The following is an 18,584-nucleotide window of genomic DNA, read 5'->3' on the forward strand; positions in this document are numbered from 1 at the left end:
GCTACTTCTGGCCGATCTTCTCCAGCAGCTCTGCCTGCACCTCGCGGCGGGAGATCTTGCCCATGATGTTCGTGGGCAGCTCCTCGAAGTGGTAGAAGGTACGCGGAACCTTGTAGCGGGTGACCCGCTGGCGGGCGAACTCCTTGAGCCCCTCCGGGTCCAGGGCGGCGCCGTCGTTGAGGACGATGCAGGCCACCACGTCCTCGGAGCCGTCGGAGCGCGGGCGGCCGACGACGGCTACGTCCTTGACGTCCGGGTGATCGCGCATGACCGCCTCCACCTCGCCGGGGTAGACGTTGAAGCCGCCGGTAATGATGACTTCCTTGATGCGGGCGACGAGCTTGACGAAGCCATCAGAGTCCATGACGCCGACGTCGCCGGTGCGGAACCAGCCGTCGTGGAACGCCGCCTCGGTAGCTTCCTCGTTGCCGAGGTAGCCGGCGAACACCTGCGGGCCCTTGACGAGGATCTCGCCTTCCTGGCCGTAGGGGCGGGTCTCGTCGAGGTTGTCCGGGTTGGCGATGCGCACCTCGGTGTCCGGGAAGGGGATGCCGATGTAGCCGGCCTTGCGGTTGTTATTCATGGGGGTACCGATGACCACCGGGGAGGTTTCCGTCAGCCCGTAGCCTTCGACGAACATGCCGGAAGTGCTGCTTTCCCACTTGGCGATGATCTCCGGCGGCATGGTCGCCGCGCCGCAGAAGGCGCTGAGCACGGAGTCCAGGGAGATCTTCTTGTTGTTGGCGGTGGCCTCCAGGGTGCGCTCAAACAGCAGGGGCACGCCGGTGAACCACGTGGGGCGACGCGCCTTGAGGGCGGTGAGGATCAGCGGCAGCTTCGGCGACGGCACGATGACCATCTCCCCGCCGACGTAGAAGGAGAGCGTCAGCGCCATCGTCAACCCGTAGGCGTGGAAGAAGGGCAGCGCCGCGAGGATGCGTTCATCGCGCTTGCCGAGGTTTTCCACCCACGCCGCGCCCTGGTGGAGGTTGGCGTAGAGGTTGCCGTGGGTGAGGATGGCGCCCTTGGGGACACCGGTAGTGCCCGAGGTGTACATGATGACCGCGGGGGTATCCGGGGTGATGTCCTCGTAGGTGGTGAGGTCCTCGCCGGAGCCGCCGATGGGGTGGCTGACCAGCGTGGACCAGGGCACGGCCTTCGGCGCCGGGGCGTGCAGCTGGCTGCGGGAGTCCATGATCGACGGGATGGGCAGACGCAGCGCGAGCTGCTTGACCTTGGGCATCGCCTCGATGAGGTTGACGGCGATGATCGCCTCCAGGTCCGTGTCGCCTCGCAGCTTCTCCACCGTGGGGGCGGCCTTGTCCCAGACGATCGCGATCCGGGCGCCGTGGTTGATGAACGGGGCCTTGAGCTCGTGAGCGGTGTAGAGCGGGTTGTGCTCCACCACGGTGGCGCCCAGCTTGAGCACCGCGTAGAAGGCGATAACGTGCTGCGGGCAGTTGGGCATGAGTAGCGCGACCCGGTCGCCGGGGCGCACGCCGAAGGCGCGCAGCCCGGCGGCGGCGGAACGCACCTGGGCGTCGATCTCCGCGTAGGTCAGGGAGCGGCCGAAGAACCACGTGGCGGTGCGGTTGGGGTGGGCGGCGAGATTATCGTCGTACATGGAGGTAAGCGTTGCGTCCCCGTAGTCCAGGGTGTGGGGGGTCCAGTCGGAGTAGCTGGACAGCCAGGGCTTGTTGGCGGATGGGGACATGGGTTGCGCTCACCTTCGTCTTCCAATAGTTTTCTTAACGAACGCTAAAAAGCATAATCGCTCTACGCGCCGATGGTAGATCAACACAGGCGCGAAAGGGGCGCGCTTAGTCGTTTATGATGGCCGCCATGAAGGTCGCAATGATCTCGATGCATACCTCCCCGCTGGAACAGCCGGGGTCGGGCGACGCCGGCGGGATGAACGTCTACGTCCTTAACGTGGCCCGCCAGCTGGCTCGCTCAGGCACCGAAGTGGACGTTTTCACGCGGGCGACCAGGCCCAGCCAGGGCGAGATCGTGGCGGTGGAGCCGGGTTTGCGGGTCATCAACATCGTCGCCGGCCCCTACGAAGGGCTCGACAAGGAAGAATTGCCCACCCAGCTAGCCGCCTTCGCCGGCGGGATCATCGCCTTCGCCCGCTGCCACCACGAGAGCTACGACGTGCTCCACTCGCACTACTGGCTCTCCGGTCAGGTGGGGTGGCTGCTGCGAGACCTGTGGCGAGTGCCGTTAGTACACACCGCGCACACGCTCGCGGCGGTGAAAAACGCCCACCGCTCCCTGGAGGACACTGCTGAGTCGGAAGCCCGCCGGATCTGCGAGCAGCAGATCGTGGATAATGCCGATCTGCTCGTGGTCAACACCGCCGAAGAGACCAACGACCTGGTGGCGCACTACGACGCATCACGGGACCACGTGGCCGTCGTCGCGCCGGGTGCCGACACCGAGCTGTACACCCCGGGCACCGGCCGGACGACGGAGCGCGCCCGTCGCGAGCTAGGCCTGCCGCAGCACGTCAAGGTGGTGGCCTTCGTCGGCCGGATGCAGGAGTTCAAGGGCCCGCAGGTTCTCATCCGGGCCGCCGCGGAATTGTTCCAGCGGCGTCCCCACCGGGATGTGCGGGTGCTCATCTGCGGCGGGGCGTCGGGGGCGACGAGCAGCCGGGCGCACTACGTGGAACTGGCGGCGCAATTGGGGCTCGGCCGGCGCATCCGGTTCATCGACCCGCGCCCGCCAGAGGAGCTGGTGAGCGTCTACCGGGCGGCGGACATTGTGGCGGTGCCCAGCTATAACGAGTCCTTCGGATTGGTGGCCATGGAAGCCCAGGCCACCGGCACGCCGGTGGTGGCGGCGCGGGTGGGCGGCCTGCCTATCGCGGTGAAGGACGAGGTGACCGGGCTGCTCGTCGACGGTCACGATCCGCGGGCTTGGGCCGACGCTTTAGAGGAGCTGCTCGACGACGACGCCCGCCGCATCGCCATGGGTAAGGCTGGCGTCGCCCACGCTCATACCTTTAGTTGGGCCGCTGCCGCCCAGCGGCTCAACGAGGTTTACGCCCGGGCGTGCTCGACGCCACGGAGTGGTTGCCCGGACCGTAAAGCAACCGGCGGGTAGGCTAGTGGCCATGACTAACGGAAAGCTGATTCTGGTCCGTCATGGCCAGAGCGTCTGGAATGAATCCAACCAGTTCACCGGCTGGGTTGACGTCAACCTCACCGCCAAGGGTGAGCAGGAAGCCGTCAACGCCGGCAAGCTGCTCAAGGAAAAGAACGTCCTCCCGGACGTCGTCTACACCTCCCTGCTGCGTCGTGCCATCCGCACCGCCAACATCGCTCTCAACGCCGCTGATCGCCACTGGATCCCCGTCGTGCGCAACTGGCGCCTCAACGAGCGCCACTACGGCAAGCTCCAGGGCCTGAACAAGACCGAGATCCGCGACCAGTTCGGCGAAGAGCAGTTCATGACCTGGCGTCGTTCCTACGGCACCCCGCCGCCGGAGATCGACGCGGACAACGAGTACTCGCAGGTTGGCGACCCGCGCTACTTCAACCTCCCGCAGGTCCCGCTCACCGAGTGCCTGGAGGACGTCGTCAAGCGCTTCGTCCCCTACTTCACCGACAACATCCTGCCGCGCGCGCAGAAGGGCGAGAACGTCATGATCGCCGCGCACGGTAACTCCCTGCGCGCCCTGGTCAAGTACCTGGACAACATCTCGGACGAGGACATCGCCGGGCTCAACATCCCCACCGGCATGCCGCTGGTGTACGAGATCGAGCCCGACGGCACCGTCGTCAACCCGGGCGGCACCTACCTGGACCCGGAGGCCGCCGCTGCCGGCGCCGCCGCCGTCGCCAACCAGGGCCAGAAGTAGCCCCGGCTTAAGCCCGGTTACACATCCGTGGAGATTGTGCTCGGCCTCCTGGCGGGGGTGGTGCTGACGGTGGCAACGCTGCCTTTCGTGACGCGGGTCCGCGATCACATCAAGGCGGCGCGTTCCTCGGCGACGTACGAGGAAAACCAGGTCACCACCCCTGGCCAGATCCTGCACCTGGTGGTGCAGGGCGCGCCGACGGCCGTCGCCGTGCTGCGTCGCAACGGCGATGTGCTCATGTCCAACGCCCGGGCACATGAGATGGCGATCGTTAACGATCGGACCATCAACGCCGACGTGTGGGAGGCGGCTCAGGAGGTCTTCGAGGATCACGATCCCCGGACGATTGAGCTGACGTTTCCCAAACGTCGGACCGGAAACCGGGTGACGGATGTGCGGGCGCACATCAAGCCGCTCACCCTCGTCGATGACCGCTTCCTGGTGGTCTACGGCACCGACGAGTCCGAGTCGGCCCGCATGGAGGCCGCCCGCCGCGACTTCGTCGCCAACGTCTCCCACGAGCTGAAGACCCCGACCGGCGCCATGAGCCTGCTGGCCGAGGCGTTGTTGGACAGCCCGGACGACGTCGAACACGTGGAGTACTTCGGCTCGAAGCTGCTCGATGAGTCCCACCGGATGGGCGAGCTCATCTCGGAGCTCATCGCCCTGTCGAAGCTGCAGGGCGCGGAGCCCCTGCCCGATATGGCGCCGGTTCGGGTGGACGACCTCATCGATGAAGCCATGGCCCGCAACCAGTTCAACGCGGAGGCCGCCGGCATTGAGCTGACGTCCGCGCGGGCGACGGGAATATGGGTGGTCGGCAACAAGTCGTTGCTGGTCACCGCACTGTCAAATCTCATCTCAAACGCGATCAACTACTCGCCAAATTCGATGCCGGTAACTATTTCTCAGCGGGTTGTGGACAATACCATCCAGATCCGGGTGACCGACCGCGGCATTGGAATTTCGCCCGAGAATCAGGAGCGCGTTTTCGAGCGTTTCTACCGCGTGGACAAGGCCCGATCCCGGCAAACCGGAGGTACCGGATTGGGTCTAGCCATCGTCAAGCATGTGGTGGCCAATCACGGCGGTAATATTAGGTTGTGGTCCCGGCCGGACTCTGGATCGACGTTCACCATTGAACTGCCCATCTACGATCCTCGGCCCGTGGATCCACCGGAGACGGAGCAACGCACCGAGGGCGGGGAGACCGCGCTACGCAAGGCCGTAACCAAGGTGACGGCGCTCAGAAAGGATAAGACATCGTGACCACCGTTCTCATCGTTGAAGACGAAGAGTCCTTAGCGGACCCACTGGCATTCTTGCTGCGCAAGGAGGGCTTCGACGTTGTGATCGCCGGCGACGGCCCGAGTGCGCTGAGGGAGTTCGAGCGCGGGACGACGCACATCGTCCTGCTCGACCTCATGCTGCCGGGCATGTCGGGAACGGATGTGGCGAAGAAAATCCGCGCCACGTCGAATGTGCCGATCATCATGGTGACCGCCCGGGATTCGGAGATCGACAAGGTGGTGGGGCTCGAACTCGGCGCCGATGACTACGTCACCAAGCCCTATTCTTCGCGGGAGCTCATCGCCCGGATCCGTGCCGTGCTGCGCCGCGGTGCGAGCGGCGCAACGGAGCAGGCTGAGGACGATTCCCTCATCCTTTCCGGCGGACGCGTCCAACTCGACGTCGGCCGCCACACCGTCACCGTCGACGGCCAGCCGGTCCCCATGCCGCTGAAAGAATTTGACCTGCTGGAATACCTGCTGTCCAACTCCGGTCGGGTGCTCACCCGCGGGCAGTTGATCGACCGCATCTGGGGTTCGGACTACGTGGGCGACACGAAGACCCTCGACGTTCACGTCAAGCGCCTGCGCTCGAAGATCGAGGAGGAGCCCTCCCACCCGCGCCACCTGGTCACCGTGCGCGGGCTTGGCTACAAGTTCGAGGCCTAGCGGCGCGTCGACGCCGGGTGGGCGAGGCCGTGCCCGGCCCGGCGGGTGAGGTGCGCGGCGAGGTAGTCGTAGGCGGCCTCGCCCATGAGCGCGACGAGCTCCGTTTTGTGGCTCACCCACAGGGGCTGCTCGCCGACGTGGCAGGCCGGCGCGGTGGAGCACCACCAGAAGAAGTCCTCCCCGCCGTTGCCCCACGCGCGCCGGTCGTACTCCCCAATAACCGTGCGTAGGACCTCGACACCGTCGGTGCGGGTCTCGTAGGCCTCGTGCCGGCGGATGGGGACCTGCCAGCACACCTCCGGTTTGACGACCGTCAGCTCGCGGCCGTCGGCCACCGCCCACTGGTGTAGGGCGCACCCGATGCCGGTGACCCAACCCCGCCGGTTGGCGAAGATACAGCCGCCGTCGACGACCTTCGTTTTCAGCGCCGGTTCGGGTTCGCCGTCGTCGCCGTCGAGTTCGTCCCACTCCAGCCAGGGCTCGATGTCCATGACCTCGCCGGTGTCGAGGAACTCATCCGTCGACGCCGGTCGAAGCTGCCAGAACTCCGCGGGCATGTCGGCGACGGCGTCGTACAGCTGGTCCCGGTCGGTCTCATCCGTGAGGAAGGCGCCGTGCACGCAGCAGGCGACGTCGGTGAGCCCCTCGACGATGCCCCGGCAGGCCGGGGTGCCGAACTGGCACGCGTAGTAGGACTCCACCCAGGTCAGGTCGACGCTGAAGATGTGCTCCGGGTCCTCCGGGTTGGTGAACTCGAACCATTCCCGCGGGTAGTCCGCCGGCACCTCGTGGCCAGCCAGTATCGACTTACCCGCCGGGGAGGCGGCCGGAAACCCCAAATGTACTGGTTCGTGGTGCGCGTGCTTCACGCCTGTCACCATAGAGCGTCTACCCTGTCAGGTGTGCGTTTAGGTGTGTTGGATGTTGGCAGTAACACGGTCCACCTCGTGGCGGTAGATACCCGCGGTGGGGCGCGCCCGTCGCCGATGAGTGATTGGAAGACCGGACTGCGGCTGGTAGAACAGCTCGACGACGGTGGGGCCATCACCGACAAGGGAATCAAGAAGCTCATCGCCGCCGTGGGGGAGGCGGCCCAGCTGGCGGACCAACTGGGCTGTCAGGAACTCATCCCGTTTGCCACCTCGGCTATCCGCTCGGCGACAAACGGGCCGGAGGTGCTCGACGCCGTCGAGCGCGACACCGGCGTGCGCCTGACGGTGCTCTCCGGCGAAGAGGAGGCGCGGCTGACCTTCCTGGCGGTTCGTCGCTGGTATGGGTGGTCGGCCGGGCGGATCGTCAACATCGACATTGGCGGCGGCTCCCTGGAGTTGACCACCGGCACCGACGAAGAGCCGGACGTGGCCGTGTCCCTTGATCTGGGGGCGGGCCGGCTCACTCACTCGTGGTTCGATACCGACCCGCCGGCACGCAAGAAGATCAACCTCCTGCGCGATTACATCGACGCTGAACTCTACGAGCCGGCCAAGCGCTTCCAGCTCCTAGGCGAGGCCCGGGTGGCGGCGGGAACGTCGAAGACCCTGCGCACCCTGGCCCGGCTCACCGGCGCCGCACCGAGTTCGGCCGGCCCGTTTGTGCAGCGCACCCTCACGGCGGCTGGTCTTCGCCAGCTCATCGCTTTCATCTCCCGAATGACTTCGGCTGACCGGGCTGAGTTGGAGGGGGTAAGCTTGGATCGGTCCCACCAACTAGTGGCCGGCGCTTTAGTTGCCGAGGCAAGTATGCGAGCATTAGGAATAGAAAAACTAGACATTTGCCCGTGGGCATTGCGCGAAGGCGTGATCTTGCGTCGCATCGACAAAGAGTCGGACACTTAAGAGATAAGGACGAGAACCACCATGGCTGACAACAACCAGCTCACGGTCGCAGAAATCCTCGCCCGCGCTAAGCAGGCCAACCCGGATGACGCGCCGACGTCGCGGCGTCGGCGTCGCCGCAGCGTGGACAATGGCGGTGTCTCCGTTGCCGAACTCACCGGTGAGCTAGCCGCGGTGAAGAGCGACCCGGCGCAGGCCCGGCACTCCAACGTGCCGCTGGACTCCCAGGCGCAGGAGGCGGCCGACGACGCCGCGCCGGCCGAGCCGGTAGCGCCCGCCGCGCCGGTGGCCGCCCCGGACGCTGCCCGGCAGTCGCCCTCCAACGATGAGACGACGATTATCGAGAAGGTGCGCCCCGGCGCCCGGGTCGGTGGGTCCACGCCGGTGAGCGCGCAGCCGGTCGAGGAGACCACGCTGCTGCCCAAGGTGGATGACCCCGCCCCGGCCCCGGCCCCGGTCGCCCCGGAGCAGGTGCCCAACCAGGCCGCGGAGAAGGCCGCCGAGGATTCGCTGCCGCTGGCAAACTTCTCCGACCACGAGCGCGTCCTCGACGAGGAAGAAAGCTACAGCGCGGGTGCGGTGCTGGGGCTGATCCTGTTGTGCGTGGTCCTCGGCGCGCTGGTGTTCCTGGGCTTCCACCAGCTGTGGGGTCGGTTCCCCGTGTGGGCGTGCGCCGCTGCCGGCGTGGTGGTGACCCTGGTCATGATTATTGGTGTGAAGGTCATGCGCGCCGGCCGCGCGGGAGCGGCGATGGCGTTGGCCGGTCTGGCCGGTCTGGCCATCACCTTCGGCCCCGCGGTGCTCATCTTCACCTAGCCGTCACCGGGGGATAGCGCGACGGGGTCGATTTACCCGACGTCGTCTGGCACGATGTCTGCCATGAGCACTATCGCAATCATCGGTGCCGGCAGCATTGGGGAGGCCCTCATCGCCGGTTTGATCGGCGCCGGGCGGGACCCGCAGAGCATCATCGCCACGAACCGCACGGTGAGCCGGAACCGATACCTGGCGCAGACCTACGGGGTCCGCACGTCGAACGACAACGAGACGGTTGTCGACGGGGCGGACTTCCTCGTCATCGCCGTGAAACCGGCCCAGGTGGTGCCGCTGCTTGGTGAGCTGTCGGACACCATCGCCCACAACGATTCGACCATCGTTGTCTCTCTCGCCGCCGGGGTGAGCGTCGGCGCCATGGAGGAAGCACTGTCCGCCGGGACCCCGGTGGTGCGCGTCATGCCTAACACGCCCATGCTCGTGGGCAAGGGGGTCAGCGCCTGCGCCGCCGGCCGCTTCGTTACCGATGACCAGATGGATTCCGTCGCGGAGCTGCTGCGGACCGTCGGCGAGGTGGTTCGGGTCAAGGAGAGCGAGATGGATGCCGTGTGCGCCCTGTCTGGCTCCGCGCCGGCGTACTACTTCCTCATGGCGGAGGCCCTCGTGGACGCGGGCGTGAGCCTGGGGCTGAGCCGGGAACTGTCGACCACCCTGGCTAAGTGCGTGGCCAGCGGCGCGGGAGCGCTCGTCGAGCAACACGACGGGGAGCTGTCGGCCCTGCGCGCCGCGGTGTCCTCCCCGGCGGGCACGACGGTGGCGGCGGTGCGCGAACTGGAGGAGTCGGGCCTGCGTGGGGCGATCTACCGGGCGACGGAGGCCTGCGCGAAGCGTTCGGCCGAGCTCGGTAGCTAGGCGCGGCTCGTCCACCCGGGGGCGCGCCGTCTTTTGCGGGTTCTGCCAGGTATTTTCGAAGGCTCGTGAAGAATTGATCCCCGTGAGTCGCACGAGTCACATGGTTAACGCTACAGTTATAGGGGTACGTGCGTGTTGGTCCTGCAGGAGGGGAAGCCTGCAGCGCGCCACGTGGTGAAGGGTAGAGATACATGGCACATGAAGATAAGGGAACGTTCCTGACCGTCGCAGAGGTCGCCGAGATCATGCGCGTCTCCAAGATGACCGTGTACCGCCTCGTTCACGCAGGTGAGCTGCCGGCGGTGCGCGTCGGACGCTCCTTCCGCGTTCATGAAAAGGCCGTCAGCGAGTATCTCGACTCTTCCTACTACGAGGTCGGATAGCCGTCCCCTTATGTGACCTCGGGCAACGGTGATGATGCGGCGAGGTCATTGCCGTGTGTCCAGCTGGTTCGTGCGGACGGGCGGGCCGGTTTTGGTTCCGTGGCGTGGCCCCCGGTATGCTTTTAGCCATTCGTGCCGGCCAAGCCCCCACGCCTGCTCCCGCGCGCGCGGGCTTTGCACGACGCCACGAGTGCACCGTGGCGTTCGTGGGGCGAGACCGGCAGGTATTAGTACGTACTAGAAGCGAAGCGAGGAAACCATATGGGTTCTGTCATCAAGAAGCGTCGTAAGCGCATGTCGAAGAAGAAGCACCGCAAGATGCTTCGCCGTACGCGCGTTCAGCGTCGTAAGCTCGGCAAGTAAATCGAGCACGCTTTTTAAAAAAGGCCCTGTCTCCGCTTTCCCCGCGGCGGCAGGGCCTTAAGCGTCCGAACAACGTCGGCGTCGGCCGGCGTCGACCGGTAGCTAGGGGCGTCGGCGCAGGCGCTCACCGGCACGTGTCACCCGCATACTGGCGAGGGTGACCCCGGCGGCGGCCAGGGCGGGCACGCCGTAGGTCTTCACCGCCCGTCGCACGCTGCGATAGTCGCGGATGATCCAGCCCCGGTTCATCGCCTCGCCGCGGAGCCGCCGGTCCGGGTTGATCGCCACCGCGGTGCCCACCATGGACAGCAGGGGCAGGTCGTTAGCGGAGTCCGAATAGGCGGTGCAGCGGGACAGGTCAAAGCCTTCTAGGGCGGACAGCGCCGCCACCGCGTGGGCTTTGCCGGGGCCGTGGAGGATGTCGCCTACCAGCCGGCCGGTGAACACGCCGTCGACCTGCTCCGGGACGGTGCCGAGGGCGCCGGTGAAGCCGAGGCGCTCGGCGAGGATCTGCGCCAGATGCACCGGCGTGGCGGTGACCAGCCAGACCTGTTGGCCGGCGTCGAGGTGCATTTGGGCGAGCTCACGGGTGCCCGAGTACACCTTGGTAATCATCCGCGAGTCGACGATGTCCCGGCCGAGCTCGACGAGTTCGGCTACGCTGCGGCCCCGGATGAATTCCAACGCCTGGCGGCGGCCGCCCTCGACGTCGGCGGCGTTTTCGGAGCCGGTGAGGCGGTACTTGGCCTGCTTCCAGGTCATGGTGGCCACGTCGGTGGGAGTGAAGAACTTCTTGCGCGCCATGCCCATCCCCAGCTGGACCAGGGAAGAGCCCTGGATGAGCGTGTTGTCCACGTCGAAGAAGGCGGCGGCGCCGTCGTCGACGGGGATGTCCGGGTCCGGGGCGGTCAGCCGCGGCGCGCCGGCGGCGGCCCGGGCGCCATGGACGGTGTCCACGCCGGCGGTGTAGGAGTCGAGGTCCAGCCCGAAGACTTCCTCGACGGCTGCGGCGGCCGCCGCCTCGCCGGCCTCGCGCTGTGGTTGTTCGCCGAGCGGCGGGGCGGCGATGTTTTCGACGAAGTCGCGGACGTTACCCCGGGAGGCGGTCCAGACGGTGAGGAACTCCATGGCGGTGGAGGGCAGCGTCGAACTCAGGGCAGGATCGGGGGGCGATGCGGGGGTCACGGCGGTTTTCTTCAGCCTTTGTCGGGGACTAAGTGACGGGATACTGTCAGCGTAGACTGTCGGGCTTGGCCGTGGTGGCTGGGACCGGCCGGAAGATGCTCTCACGACCGGAGGCGGAGATGGAACAGGTAGGACACACCAGGGTGGTGGAGTTGATGGTGCGGCCGGGGTGCGGTTCCTGCCTGCGGGTCGAGCAGCAGATCCGCCCGATCGTCGCGGACGCCGGGGCGCAGCTGCGGGTGGTTGATGTGACGGCGTCGGCGGGCGGGGAGCTCGCGGTGGAGTTTGGCGACCGGGTGCCCGTCGTAGTCATCGACGGGGAGGAGTTTTCCTGCTGGGAGGTGGACAGCGAGGAGCTCGCCGAGGAGCTTGCGGCCGGCGGCGCGGAGGCGCAACGCAGGCTCACCTAAGAAGCGAAGTGCCGCGGCGGATGTATTAGCGTTGCGGGGGTAGCTTTTCGCTAGATGTACGCTTGCGCGTAGCCTGCTTCCGTTGGAAAAAGTCTTAGAGAGATCATCGCTGGGAGATACACCGTGAGTGTCCTTGTTGTCGGTATGTCACATCGATCGGCGCCCGTTTCGCTTCTGGAGCGCCTGAGCATGGCCGACGACGTCCGCGGCGGTGCCGTCGCCAAGCTAATGGAACGCTCCTCGCTGCAGGAGGCGATGATCGTGTCCACGTGCAACCGCCTTGAGGTGTACACGGTCACCAACGCCTTCCACGCCGGAGTGTCCGACGTGGTGGCGGTTCTCAACGAGATTTCCGGTATTGACCCAGACACGCTGCGTTCCTATCTTTATGTCCGCTATGCCGACGCCGCCGCGGAGCACATGATGGTTGTCACCTCGGGGCTGGACTCCATGGTGGTGGGGGAGCAGCAGATCATCGGCCAGGTGCGCAACGCCTACCGGGAGGCGTCCGGGGCGGGCACCGTCGGGCCGCACCTGCATTCTTTGTCCCAGACCGCGCTGCGCACGGGCAAGCGGGTGCACGCGGAGACCGGGATTGACGACGCCGGCGGGTCGATGGTGACCTTCGCCCTCGACGAGGCGCTGCGCCGCGCCGGGCGGGCGTCGTTCGCGGGCATGCGCGCGCTGGTGCTGGGCGCCGGGGCGATGGCGTCGCTGGCGGCCACCCAGTTGGGCAAGCACGGCGTGGCGGAGCTGGTGGTGGCCAACCGCACTGTGGAGCGGGCGGAGCGCCTGGCCAGCCACGCCCGCGAGGCCGGGGTGGCGGCGCGCGCTATTGCCTTCGCGGATCGCCGGGAGGCGCTCGACGGGGTGGACGTGGTGGTTTCGGCCACCGGGGCGGATGGGTTCACCATCGACGCCGCGGACGTCCCGGCGGAGCGCGGCGGCCGGGGTCTCATCCTGGTCGATCTGTCCCTGCCGCGCGACATCGACGACGCTCTCAGCGAGGTCCCCGGGGTGACTCTGGTCAACATCGAGTCCATGCATCACTCGGTGACCAGCCGAGATTCCACCTCTGAGGCGCACAAGCGGGCGCAGGCCATCGTGTCGGAGGAGCTGCAGGCCTACGCCTCGGAGCAGCGGGTGCGCGACGTCGCGCCGGCGGTGGCTGCGCTGCGGCAGGCGGCGAACAATGTCGCCGAGTCGGAGCTGGGCCGGCTGCGCCCGAAGCTGGACGACGACGCCTTCGCGGAAGTCTCCCGCACCGTTCATCGCGTGGTGGACAAGCTGCTGCACGTGCCCACCGTGCAGGCGAAGAAGCTCGCGGCGGAGTCCGCCACCATCACCTACGAGACGGCCCTGCAGCAGCTCTTCGGCCTGGAACCCACGCCGTCGCCGTCGGTGGCGGTGGCCGCCGATCAGCTTCCCAGCACCGACGCCGATCGCATCATTCCGCCCCACCGCGCACGCGCCTAGGGCTAATTTAAGGAGGATTCCCATGGCCACCTTGTTCATCGGCACCCGCGGCTCGAAGCTAGCGACCACCCAGTCCGGCCACGTCCGCGACGGCCTCGTCGCCGCCGGCTACCCGGCTTCGTTGACCATCGTGACCACCGCCGGGGACGTCAACATGGCACCGGTGGAGCGCATCGGGGTGGGGGTGTTCACCCAGGCGCTGCGCGACAGTCTCGCGACCGGCGGCTGCGACGTCGCCGTTCATTCGCTCAAGGACCTGCCGACGGCGCCCGACGCCCGCTTCCACCTCATCACCCCGGTGCGGGAGGATAACCGGGAGGCGCTCATCGCCCGCGACGGCCTCACCTTGGCGCAGCTGCCCGAGGGCGCGCGCGTGGGGACGTCGGCGCCGCGGCGGGTGTCGCAGCTGCGGGCGTTGCGCCCGGATCTCGACATTCGTCCCCTGCGGGGCAATATCGATACGCGCATGGGCAAGGTCACGAGCGGGGAGCTCGACGCGGTGGTTCTCGCCTACGCGGGGCTGAGCCGCGTCGGGCTGCAGGAGCGCGCCACGGAGGTCTTCGATCACGAGGTGCTGCTACCCGCCCCGGCGCAGGGTGCGCTGGCGGTGGAGTGCCGGGCGGACGACGACCGGGCGCGGGCCGCGATCGACGGGCTGGCCGATCCGGTGGCGGCGGCGCAGGTGCGCGCGGAACGCGCCGTGCTGCGTGAGTTGGAGGCCGGCTGCACCGCGCCGGTGGCGGCGTTCTCGCGCGTCGACGGGGACACGATCACCGTCACCGCGGGCGTGTTCTCCCTGGACGGGTCCCGCCGGCTGCGGGAGTCCGAGTCGGCTTGCGTCGCCGAGGCGGCGGACGCGGGCGTTCGGTTGGCGCGTCGCCTGCTGGCGGGTGGGGCCAACCGAATCATGGCAGGATAGGGCGCATGGCACGGCTCGACATCACTGAGGACCGGGTGCGCGTCCACCTCGATTGGTGGGAGAAGCTGCTCATGCATCGCTCGCACCTGACGATCCCGCTGCGCTCGGTGGCGGAGGTTCAGTTCCTGGCGGACACGGCCCGGGTGGTGGAGGGCATGGTGTTCGAGCAGTCCACCCGCATCCCCGGGGTGACGGTGTCCGGCGTGACGCGGGAGGCCGGTGGGCGGCGCAGTTTCGTGGTGAGTCACCGGGGGCAGCCCGGGATCGAGATCCAGCTGCGGTCGGTGACCTTTGATCGGATCATTGTGTCGTCGTCCGCGGCGGACGAGTATGTCCGCGAACTGGAACGCCGTATTACCACGTAGGATGCGCGAGCGTTTTTCCTTTAGCGGGTTCCTGATTTAAGGTAGTCAATACCATACGCCGGGGTGGCCGTGGTGATAAAGGTCCGTTGAGGAGCGCACGGTGTGTAGGACTTGTCTGGCCCCGGACTGGGTGACGTGTCCATATTTTGCCGAGACTAGAAAAGAACTCCATGACTGAGGCTTCCTCGACTCCCCAGCTGGGGACGATCGTGTTCGTCGGCGCCGGACCGGGAAACCCCGACCTGCTGACCGTGCGGGCGCGGGACGTGCTCGCTAACAACGCCCTCGCCGTCGTTGACGCGGAGGTGCCCGGCAGCATCCGCGAAATCGTCGCCGAGCGGCTTCCCGTTCCCCAGGCGAGCATCGACGCGGCCGAGAAGCTCTACGAGCACCTGTGCGCCACCGCCAAGGAGGCAGGTGCCCGGCGCAAGCCGCCGCGGCCCGAGGAGCCGACGGCCGCGGAGCTGCGCGAGGTAGCGAACGAGTCGACGGCCGCCGTCGTCGACCAGCTCATCGCCGCCAAGCAGTACGTGGAAGCCAACCTCACCAACGACGACGTCGAGGTGGGCGACGGACTCATCATCCGGCTCGTGTCCGGCAACCCCCTGACCCGAGACTCCATCAAGGAGGAGATCACCGCCGTGTCCGCGGCCGGCCTCGAGTTCCAGGTCGTGCCGGGCATGTCCCTGCCGTCGACGGTGCCCTCCTTCGCCGGCATCGCCCTAGGGTCCACGTACACCGAGGCGGAAATCTCCGGCGACGGCACCGACTGGACCCGCCTAGCCGCCGCCCCGCAGCCGCTGGTGTTGCAGGCGAAGGCCGAGGACCTCGCCGCCATCGCCGAGAAACTCCAGGCGGAGGGTATGGAGCCGCGCACCCCGGCGTCCGTGACCGTCAACGGCACCACCCGGCTGCAGCGCACCTACGACACCACGCTGGCGACCCTGCCGAAGATCAAGGCCGAGCTCGACGGGCAGCTCGTTGTCACCCTGGGCACGAGCGTCGACGAACGCAGCAAGTACTCGTGGTGGGAGAACCGCCCGCTGTACGGCTGGCGCGTGCTGGTGCCGCGCTCCAAGGAGCAGGCGGCGCCCATGTCCGCCCGGCTGGCCACCTACGGCGCCATCCCGCAGTCCGTGCCGACCATCTCCGTGGAGGCGCCGCGCAACCCGGCGCAGATGGACCGCGCCATCAAAGGCATCATCGAGGGCCGCTACCAGTGGATCGTCTTCACCTCGGTCAACGCGGTACGCGCCGTGTGGGAGAAGATCGACACCTTGGGCCTCGACGCCCGCTCCTTCGCCGGGGTGCACCTGGCCGCGGTGGGGACCAAGACGGCCGAGGCGATCCGGGAACGAGGACTGACCCCGGAGCTCATGCCGCCGCGCAACCGCCAGAACGCCGCCGGGCTCGTGGACGTGTTCCCCAACTACGTCGCGGAGATCGACCCGGTGTCCCGCGTGCTGCTACCACGGGCGGACATCGCCACCGACGTGCTCGTCGACGGCCTGCATGAGCTGGAGTGGGAGACCGAGGACGTGGTCGCCTACCGGACCGTGCGCGCCTCCCCGCCGCCGGCCGAGACCCGGGACATGATTAAGTCCGGCGGGTTCGACGCGGTGTGTTTCACCTCCGCGTCGACGGTGAAGAACCTCGTCGGCATCGCGGGCAAACCGCACCAGCGCACCATCATCGCGTGCATCGGCCCGATGACGGCGGCCGCCGCGGAGGAGGCCGGCCTGCGGGTCGACGTCGTCCCCGAGATCGCCGACGTCGAGCACCTCGTCGACGCCCTCGCCGACCACGTGGCCGCCCTGCGTGCCGCGGGCCAACTGCCGCCGGCGCGCAAGAAGCGTCGCGCCCGGCGCAAGCCCGCCACCGTCGAGGAGGCCCCGGGAGAAGCCAGCCAGGCCGCGGGAGAATAAGCGCCGGTGCGTGCGGGGTCCTAAGATGGGACGGCATATGCCGTTCCTAGTCTGAGGAAAGTTCGAGGAAAGGACCCCACCGTGGCTGACTCCCGTCAGAACCCCCGCACACCGCTCTCGCCGTACCGCCGCCCCCGCCGCCTGCGCACCACCCCGGCGCTGCGGGCGCTGACGGCCGAGACGCGCCTGCACCCGTCGGACTTCATCCTGCCGATGTTCTTCGCCGACGGGATCAGCGAGCCCCGGGAGATCTCATCGATGCCGGGGGTGTACCAGCACACCCTCGACTCGCTCAAGGCCGCCGTCGCCGAGGCGCGCGAGGCCGGCGTGCTCTGCGTTGACCTCTTCGGCGTTCCCCTCGCAGAAGACAAGGACGCCACCGGTTCCGTCGGCTGGGCCGAGGACGGCGTCCTCAACCGCGCTGTAGCCGCCCTGCGCGAGGAGTTCGGCGACGACGTCATCGTCATGGCCGATACCTGCCTGGACGAGTTCACCGACCACGGCCACTGCGGCGTTGTCGCCGAGGATCGCTTCGGGCGCCTCATGGTGGATAACGACGCGACCCTGGAGCTGTATCAGAAGATGGCCGTGTCCCAGGCCGCGGCCGGTGCCCACGTCGTCAGCCCCTCGGGCATGATGGACGGCCAGGTCCGCGCCATCCGGGAGGCGCTCGACGACGCCGGGTATGCTGACGTCGCCATCATGGCGTACTCGGCGAAGTACGCTTCGGCCTTCTTCGGGCCCTTCCGCGAGGCCGTCGGCTCCAGCCTGAAGGGGGATCGCCGCACGTACCAGCAGGACCCGGCGAACCTCAAGGAGTCGCTGCTGGAAACCCAGCTCGACATCGACGAGGGGGCGGACTTCGTCATGGTCAAGCCGGCCCTGCCGTACCTCGACGTGCTGGCCGCCGTGGCCGAGATGTCCCCGGTGCCCGTGGCTGCCTACCAAGTCTCGGGCGAGTACGCCATGATCGAGGCCGCCTCCCGCAACGGGTGGGTGGACCGGGACCGGGTGATGATGGAGTCCCTGACCTCCATCAAGCGCGCCGGCGCGGAGCAGATCCTTAGCTACTACGCCGTCTCAGCGGCACGGCTGCTGAACTCCGGGGAGTACTAGGTGAGCAGCCCGCACGCCCCAGCGCCCGCGCCGCCGCACGCCTCGGTCGCCGAGCCCGCGCGCCGGCGCCCGGACCACGCCCCGCGCCCTGAGGCCGCAACACTCATGCTGAGGCTGTGGGCGGCTGCGGTGGGTGCCGAACTCATCCACCAGATCATCAGCATCATCAGCGGGTTCCTCGACCCCTCTGAGCTCCTGGCGGCGTCGAAGGAGTCCCTCTCCGATAACCCCCAGTTCGCTGACATGCCGGACGCGATGCTGCGGCTAAGCGTGTACGTCTCCATCGGGCTGCTGGGGTTGCTCAACCTGGCGATCGTCGGCGGGCTCGGCGCCGCGGTCGTGCTCATCAGCCGGCGGGGACGCACCGCGCCGGGGGCGCAGCGTCTACTCATCGTCTTCTCCATCTTCTGGGCGGTGCGCGGCTTGGTGATTCTCACCGCGCAGGCCACCTACCCGGGGTTGCCGGACTGGCTGGTGTTGCTAGATGGCTCGCTGCAGATCATCATCGCCGTGGCCGGGGTACTGGGTATCATCTTCGCCCGGAAGCCGGAGACAGTGTCCTACTTCGACGTGGACCGAGGCGATGAGCGATGAGCATGTTCCCGACGCCGGTCACTGGCGGCGATGACCCTAACCGACGCTGGCGCGACACCACCCCCGACGGGGTGCGCCCGCAGTCGCTCGTGGCCGGCTACGTCCTGGCGCTGGCAGGCGCGGTGCTCATGGTCGTGTCGTCGTTGGTGATGTTCTCGGTCGGTTTCGTCGGCGGTGACGCACCGCTGGAGGTCATTGACAGCTTTGAGCGTAACCAGCGCATCGTTGCCGTCGGCAACCTGGTGCTGGCCGCCGTCGTCGTGTGGTCGGCGTCGGCCACCACCCGGGGGCGCAAGGCCGCGCGCCGGGTGTTGGGCGCCGCTATCTTTTCCGGCGTGTTCCTCAACTTGCTGGGATTCATCGTCACCGTGTCGGGCCTGGCAGCCATCGTCATCGTGGCGCTGCTGGCCTTCGCCGCGGTGGCCGTCACCCGACCGTCGGCTAATAAGTACATCCGCTACTGCGAGGACCAGCGCCTGCGCCGGTCCATGACGAACTAGGCGT

Annotated in this window: 20 protein-coding genes; 17 read left to right on the forward strand and 3 right to left on the reverse strand. The window is 67.6% G+C overall.

Translation table 11 applies throughout. The annotated features are described in order from the left end of the window. Position 1: 1 nt before the first annotated feature. A complete protein-coding gene (locus CUTER_RS01145; RefSeq protein ID WP_047258882.1) occupies positions 2-1,714 on the reverse strand; it encodes a long-chain-fatty-acid--CoA ligase in 1,713 nt (570 codons plus the stop codon). 128 nt (positions 1,715-1,842) lie between these two features. On the opposite strand from CUTER_RS01145, the gene mshA reads away from it, so the two are divergent. From mshA to CUTER_RS01165, 4 genes are read left to right on the forward strand one after another with little or no spacing between them, the layout of a single operon-like run. Further along, a complete protein-coding gene (mshA, locus tag CUTER_RS01150; RefSeq protein ID WP_047260489.1) occupies positions 1,843-3,108 on the forward strand; it encodes a D-inositol-3-phosphate glycosyltransferase in 1,266 nt (421 codons plus the stop codon). A 10-nt stretch (positions 3,109-3,118) separates the two neighbouring features. Next, positions 3,119-3,865 (forward strand): phosphoglyceromutase, encoded by a 747-nt coding sequence (locus CUTER_RS01155; protein WP_047258883.1) that lies wholly within the window; start codon positions 3,119-3,121, stop codon positions 3,863-3,865. 27 nt (positions 3,866-3,892) lie between these two features. Next, positions 3,893-5,134 (forward strand): sensor histidine kinase, encoded by a 1,242-nt coding sequence (locus tag CUTER_RS01160; RefSeq protein ID WP_047258884.1) that lies wholly within the window; start codon positions 3,893-3,895, stop codon positions 5,132-5,134. After that, complete coding sequence (locus CUTER_RS01165) at positions 5,131-5,823, forward strand: response regulator transcription factor (RefSeq protein ID WP_047258885.1); 693 nt, start codon at positions 5,131-5,133, stop codon at positions 5,821-5,823. Before CUTER_RS01160 ends, CUTER_RS01165 begins: the two co-directional genes overlap by 4 nt. On the opposite strand, the gene CUTER_RS01170 is transcribed toward CUTER_RS01165, so the two are convergent. After that, positions 5,820-6,692, reverse strand: coding sequence for a hypothetical protein (locus CUTER_RS01170; protein ID WP_236684739.1), 873 nt, complete (start codon positions 6,690-6,692; stop codon positions 5,820-5,822). The two genes, CUTER_RS01165 and CUTER_RS01170, sit on opposite strands and share 4 nt — an antisense overlap. 33 nt (positions 6,693-6,725) lie before the next feature. Between CUTER_RS01170 and CUTER_RS01175 the strand changes: the two genes are divergently transcribed. The 5 genes from CUTER_RS01175 to CUTER_RS11185 all read left to right on the forward strand — a co-directional run bounded on the left by CUTER_RS01175 (position 6,726) and on the right by CUTER_RS11185 (position 10,090). After that, positions 6,726-7,658, forward strand: a complete 933-nt coding sequence (locus CUTER_RS01175) for a Ppx/GppA phosphatase family protein (protein WP_047258887.1) — start codon at positions 6,726-6,728, stop codon at positions 7,656-7,658. Positions 7,659-7,679: 21 nt separating this feature from the next. Next, positions 7,680-8,474 carry a hypothetical protein gene (locus CUTER_RS01180; RefSeq protein WP_047258888.1) on the forward strand — a complete coding sequence of 265 codons (795 nt, stop codon included), beginning with the start codon at positions 7,680-7,682 and terminating at the stop codon, positions 8,472-8,474. A gap of 63 nt (positions 8,475-8,537) precedes the next feature. Further along, positions 8,538-9,344, forward strand: coding sequence for a pyrroline-5-carboxylate reductase (gene proC, locus CUTER_RS01185; protein WP_047258889.1), 807 nt, complete (start codon positions 8,538-8,540; stop codon positions 9,342-9,344). 191 nt (positions 9,345-9,535) lie between these two features. Continuing rightward, positions 9,536-9,727 (forward strand): helix-turn-helix domain-containing protein, encoded by a 192-nt coding sequence (locus CUTER_RS01190; RefSeq protein ID WP_047258890.1) that lies wholly within the window; start codon positions 9,536-9,538, stop codon positions 9,725-9,727. Between the two features lie 261 nt (positions 9,728-9,988). Next, a complete protein-coding gene (locus CUTER_RS11185; protein WP_003855542.1) occupies positions 9,989-10,090 on the forward strand; it encodes a 30S ribosomal protein bS22 in 102 nt (33 codons plus the stop codon). A 102-nt stretch (positions 10,091-10,192) separates the two neighbouring features. On the opposite strand, the gene CUTER_RS01195 is transcribed toward CUTER_RS11185, so the two are convergent. After that, positions 10,193-11,218, reverse strand: a complete 1,026-nt coding sequence (locus tag CUTER_RS01195; RefSeq protein WP_047260490.1) for an HAD family hydrolase — start codon at positions 11,216-11,218, stop codon at positions 10,193-10,195. A 176-nt stretch (positions 11,219-11,394) separates the two neighbouring features. Between CUTER_RS01195 and CUTER_RS01200 the strand changes: the two genes are divergently transcribed. From CUTER_RS01200 to CUTER_RS01235, 8 genes are all read left to right on the forward strand, one after another. Next, entirely contained in the window at positions 11,395-11,685 is a 291-nt protein-coding gene (locus CUTER_RS01200) for a glutaredoxin family protein (RefSeq protein ID WP_047260491.1), read from the forward strand. A 123-nt stretch (positions 11,686-11,808) separates the two neighbouring features. Then, positions 11,809-13,161 carry a glutamyl-tRNA reductase gene (locus CUTER_RS01205; RefSeq protein WP_047258891.1) on the forward strand — a complete coding sequence of 451 codons (1,353 nt, stop codon included), beginning with the start codon at positions 11,809-11,811 and terminating at the stop codon, positions 13,159-13,161. A 22-nt stretch (positions 13,162-13,183) separates the two neighbouring features. Continuing rightward, positions 13,184-14,080: a hydroxymethylbilane synthase gene (gene hemC, locus CUTER_RS01210; RefSeq protein ID WP_201775043.1), complete on the forward strand. Its 897-nt coding sequence runs from the start codon at positions 13,184-13,186 to the stop codon at positions 14,078-14,080. Positions 14,081-14,085: 5 nt separating this feature from the next. Continuing rightward, complete coding sequence (locus CUTER_RS01215; RefSeq protein WP_047258892.1) at positions 14,086-14,445, forward strand: hypothetical protein; 360 nt, start codon at positions 14,086-14,088, stop codon at positions 14,443-14,445. A gap of 170 nt (positions 14,446-14,615) precedes the next feature. Beyond that, entirely contained in the window at positions 14,616-16,370 is a 1,755-nt protein-coding gene (locus CUTER_RS01220; protein WP_047258893.1) for a bifunctional uroporphyrinogen-III C-methyltransferase/uroporphyrinogen-III synthase, read from the forward strand. Between the two features lie 81 nt (positions 16,371-16,451). After that, positions 16,452-17,486: a porphobilinogen synthase gene (gene hemB / locus CUTER_RS01225; protein ID WP_047258894.1), complete on the forward strand. Its 1,035-nt coding sequence runs from the start codon at positions 16,452-16,454 to the stop codon at positions 17,484-17,486. Beyond that, complete coding sequence (locus CUTER_RS01230) at positions 17,487-18,080, forward strand: hypothetical protein (protein ID WP_144412221.1); 594 nt, start codon at positions 17,487-17,489, stop codon at positions 18,078-18,080. It begins immediately after the preceding gene. Then, positions 18,077-18,580, forward strand: coding sequence for a hypothetical protein (locus CUTER_RS01235; RefSeq protein WP_047258896.1), 504 nt, complete (start codon positions 18,077-18,079; stop codon positions 18,578-18,580). The genes CUTER_RS01230 and CUTER_RS01235 overlap by 4 nt, the downstream gene beginning before the upstream one ends. Positions 18,581-18,584: the final 4 nt, after the last annotated feature.

Origin of the sequence: Corynebacterium uterequi, assembly GCF_001021065.1 — a bacterium.
Classification (GTDB): Bacteria; Actinomycetota; Actinomycetes; order Mycobacteriales; family Mycobacteriaceae; genus Corynebacterium; species Corynebacterium uterequi.

Excerpts from the sequence above, each read along its gene's own strand:
- CUTER_RS01145 (WP_047258882.1), bottom strand. The coding sequence starts at position 1,714 with ATGTCCCCATCCGCCAACAAGCCCTGGCTGTCCAGCTACTCCGACTGG.
- mshA (WP_047260489.1), top strand. The coding sequence starts at position 1,843 with ATGAAGGTCGCAATGATCTCGATGCATACCTCCCCGCTGGAACAGCCG.
- CUTER_RS01155 (WP_047258883.1), top strand. The coding sequence starts at position 3,119 with ATGACTAACGGAAAGCTGATTCTGGTCCGTCATGGCCAGAGCGTCTGG.
- CUTER_RS01180 (WP_047258888.1), top strand. The coding sequence starts at position 7,680 with ATGGCTGACAACAACCAGCTCACGGTCGCAGAAATCCTCGCCCGCGCT.
- proC (WP_047258889.1), top strand. The coding sequence starts at position 8,538 with ATGAGCACTATCGCAATCATCGGTGCCGGCAGCATTGGGGAGGCCCTC.
- CUTER_RS01190 (WP_047258890.1), top strand. The coding sequence starts at position 9,536 with ATGGCACATGAAGATAAGGGAACGTTCCTGACCGTCGCAGAGGTCGCC.
- CUTER_RS11185 (WP_003855542.1), top strand. The coding sequence starts at position 9,989 with ATGGGTTCTGTCATCAAGAAGCGTCGTAAGCGCATGTCGAAGAAGAAG.
- CUTER_RS01195 (WP_047260490.1), bottom strand. The coding sequence starts at position 11,218 with ATGGAGTTCCTCACCGTCTGGACCGCCTCCCGGGGTAACGTCCGCGAC.
- CUTER_RS01200 (WP_047260491.1), top strand. The coding sequence starts at position 11,395 with ATGGAACAGGTAGGACACACCAGGGTGGTGGAGTTGATGGTGCGGCCG.
- hemC (WP_201775043.1), top strand. The coding sequence starts at position 13,184 with ATGGCCACCTTGTTCATCGGCACCCGCGGCTCGAAGCTAGCGACCACC.
- CUTER_RS01215 (WP_047258892.1), top strand. The coding sequence starts at position 14,086 with ATGGCACGGCTCGACATCACTGAGGACCGGGTGCGCGTCCACCTCGAT.
- CUTER_RS01220 (WP_047258893.1), top strand. The coding sequence starts at position 14,616 with ATGACTGAGGCTTCCTCGACTCCCCAGCTGGGGACGATCGTGTTCGTC.
- CUTER_RS01235 (WP_047258896.1), top strand. The coding sequence starts at position 18,077 with ATGAGCATGTTCCCGACGCCGGTCACTGGCGGCGATGACCCTAACCGA.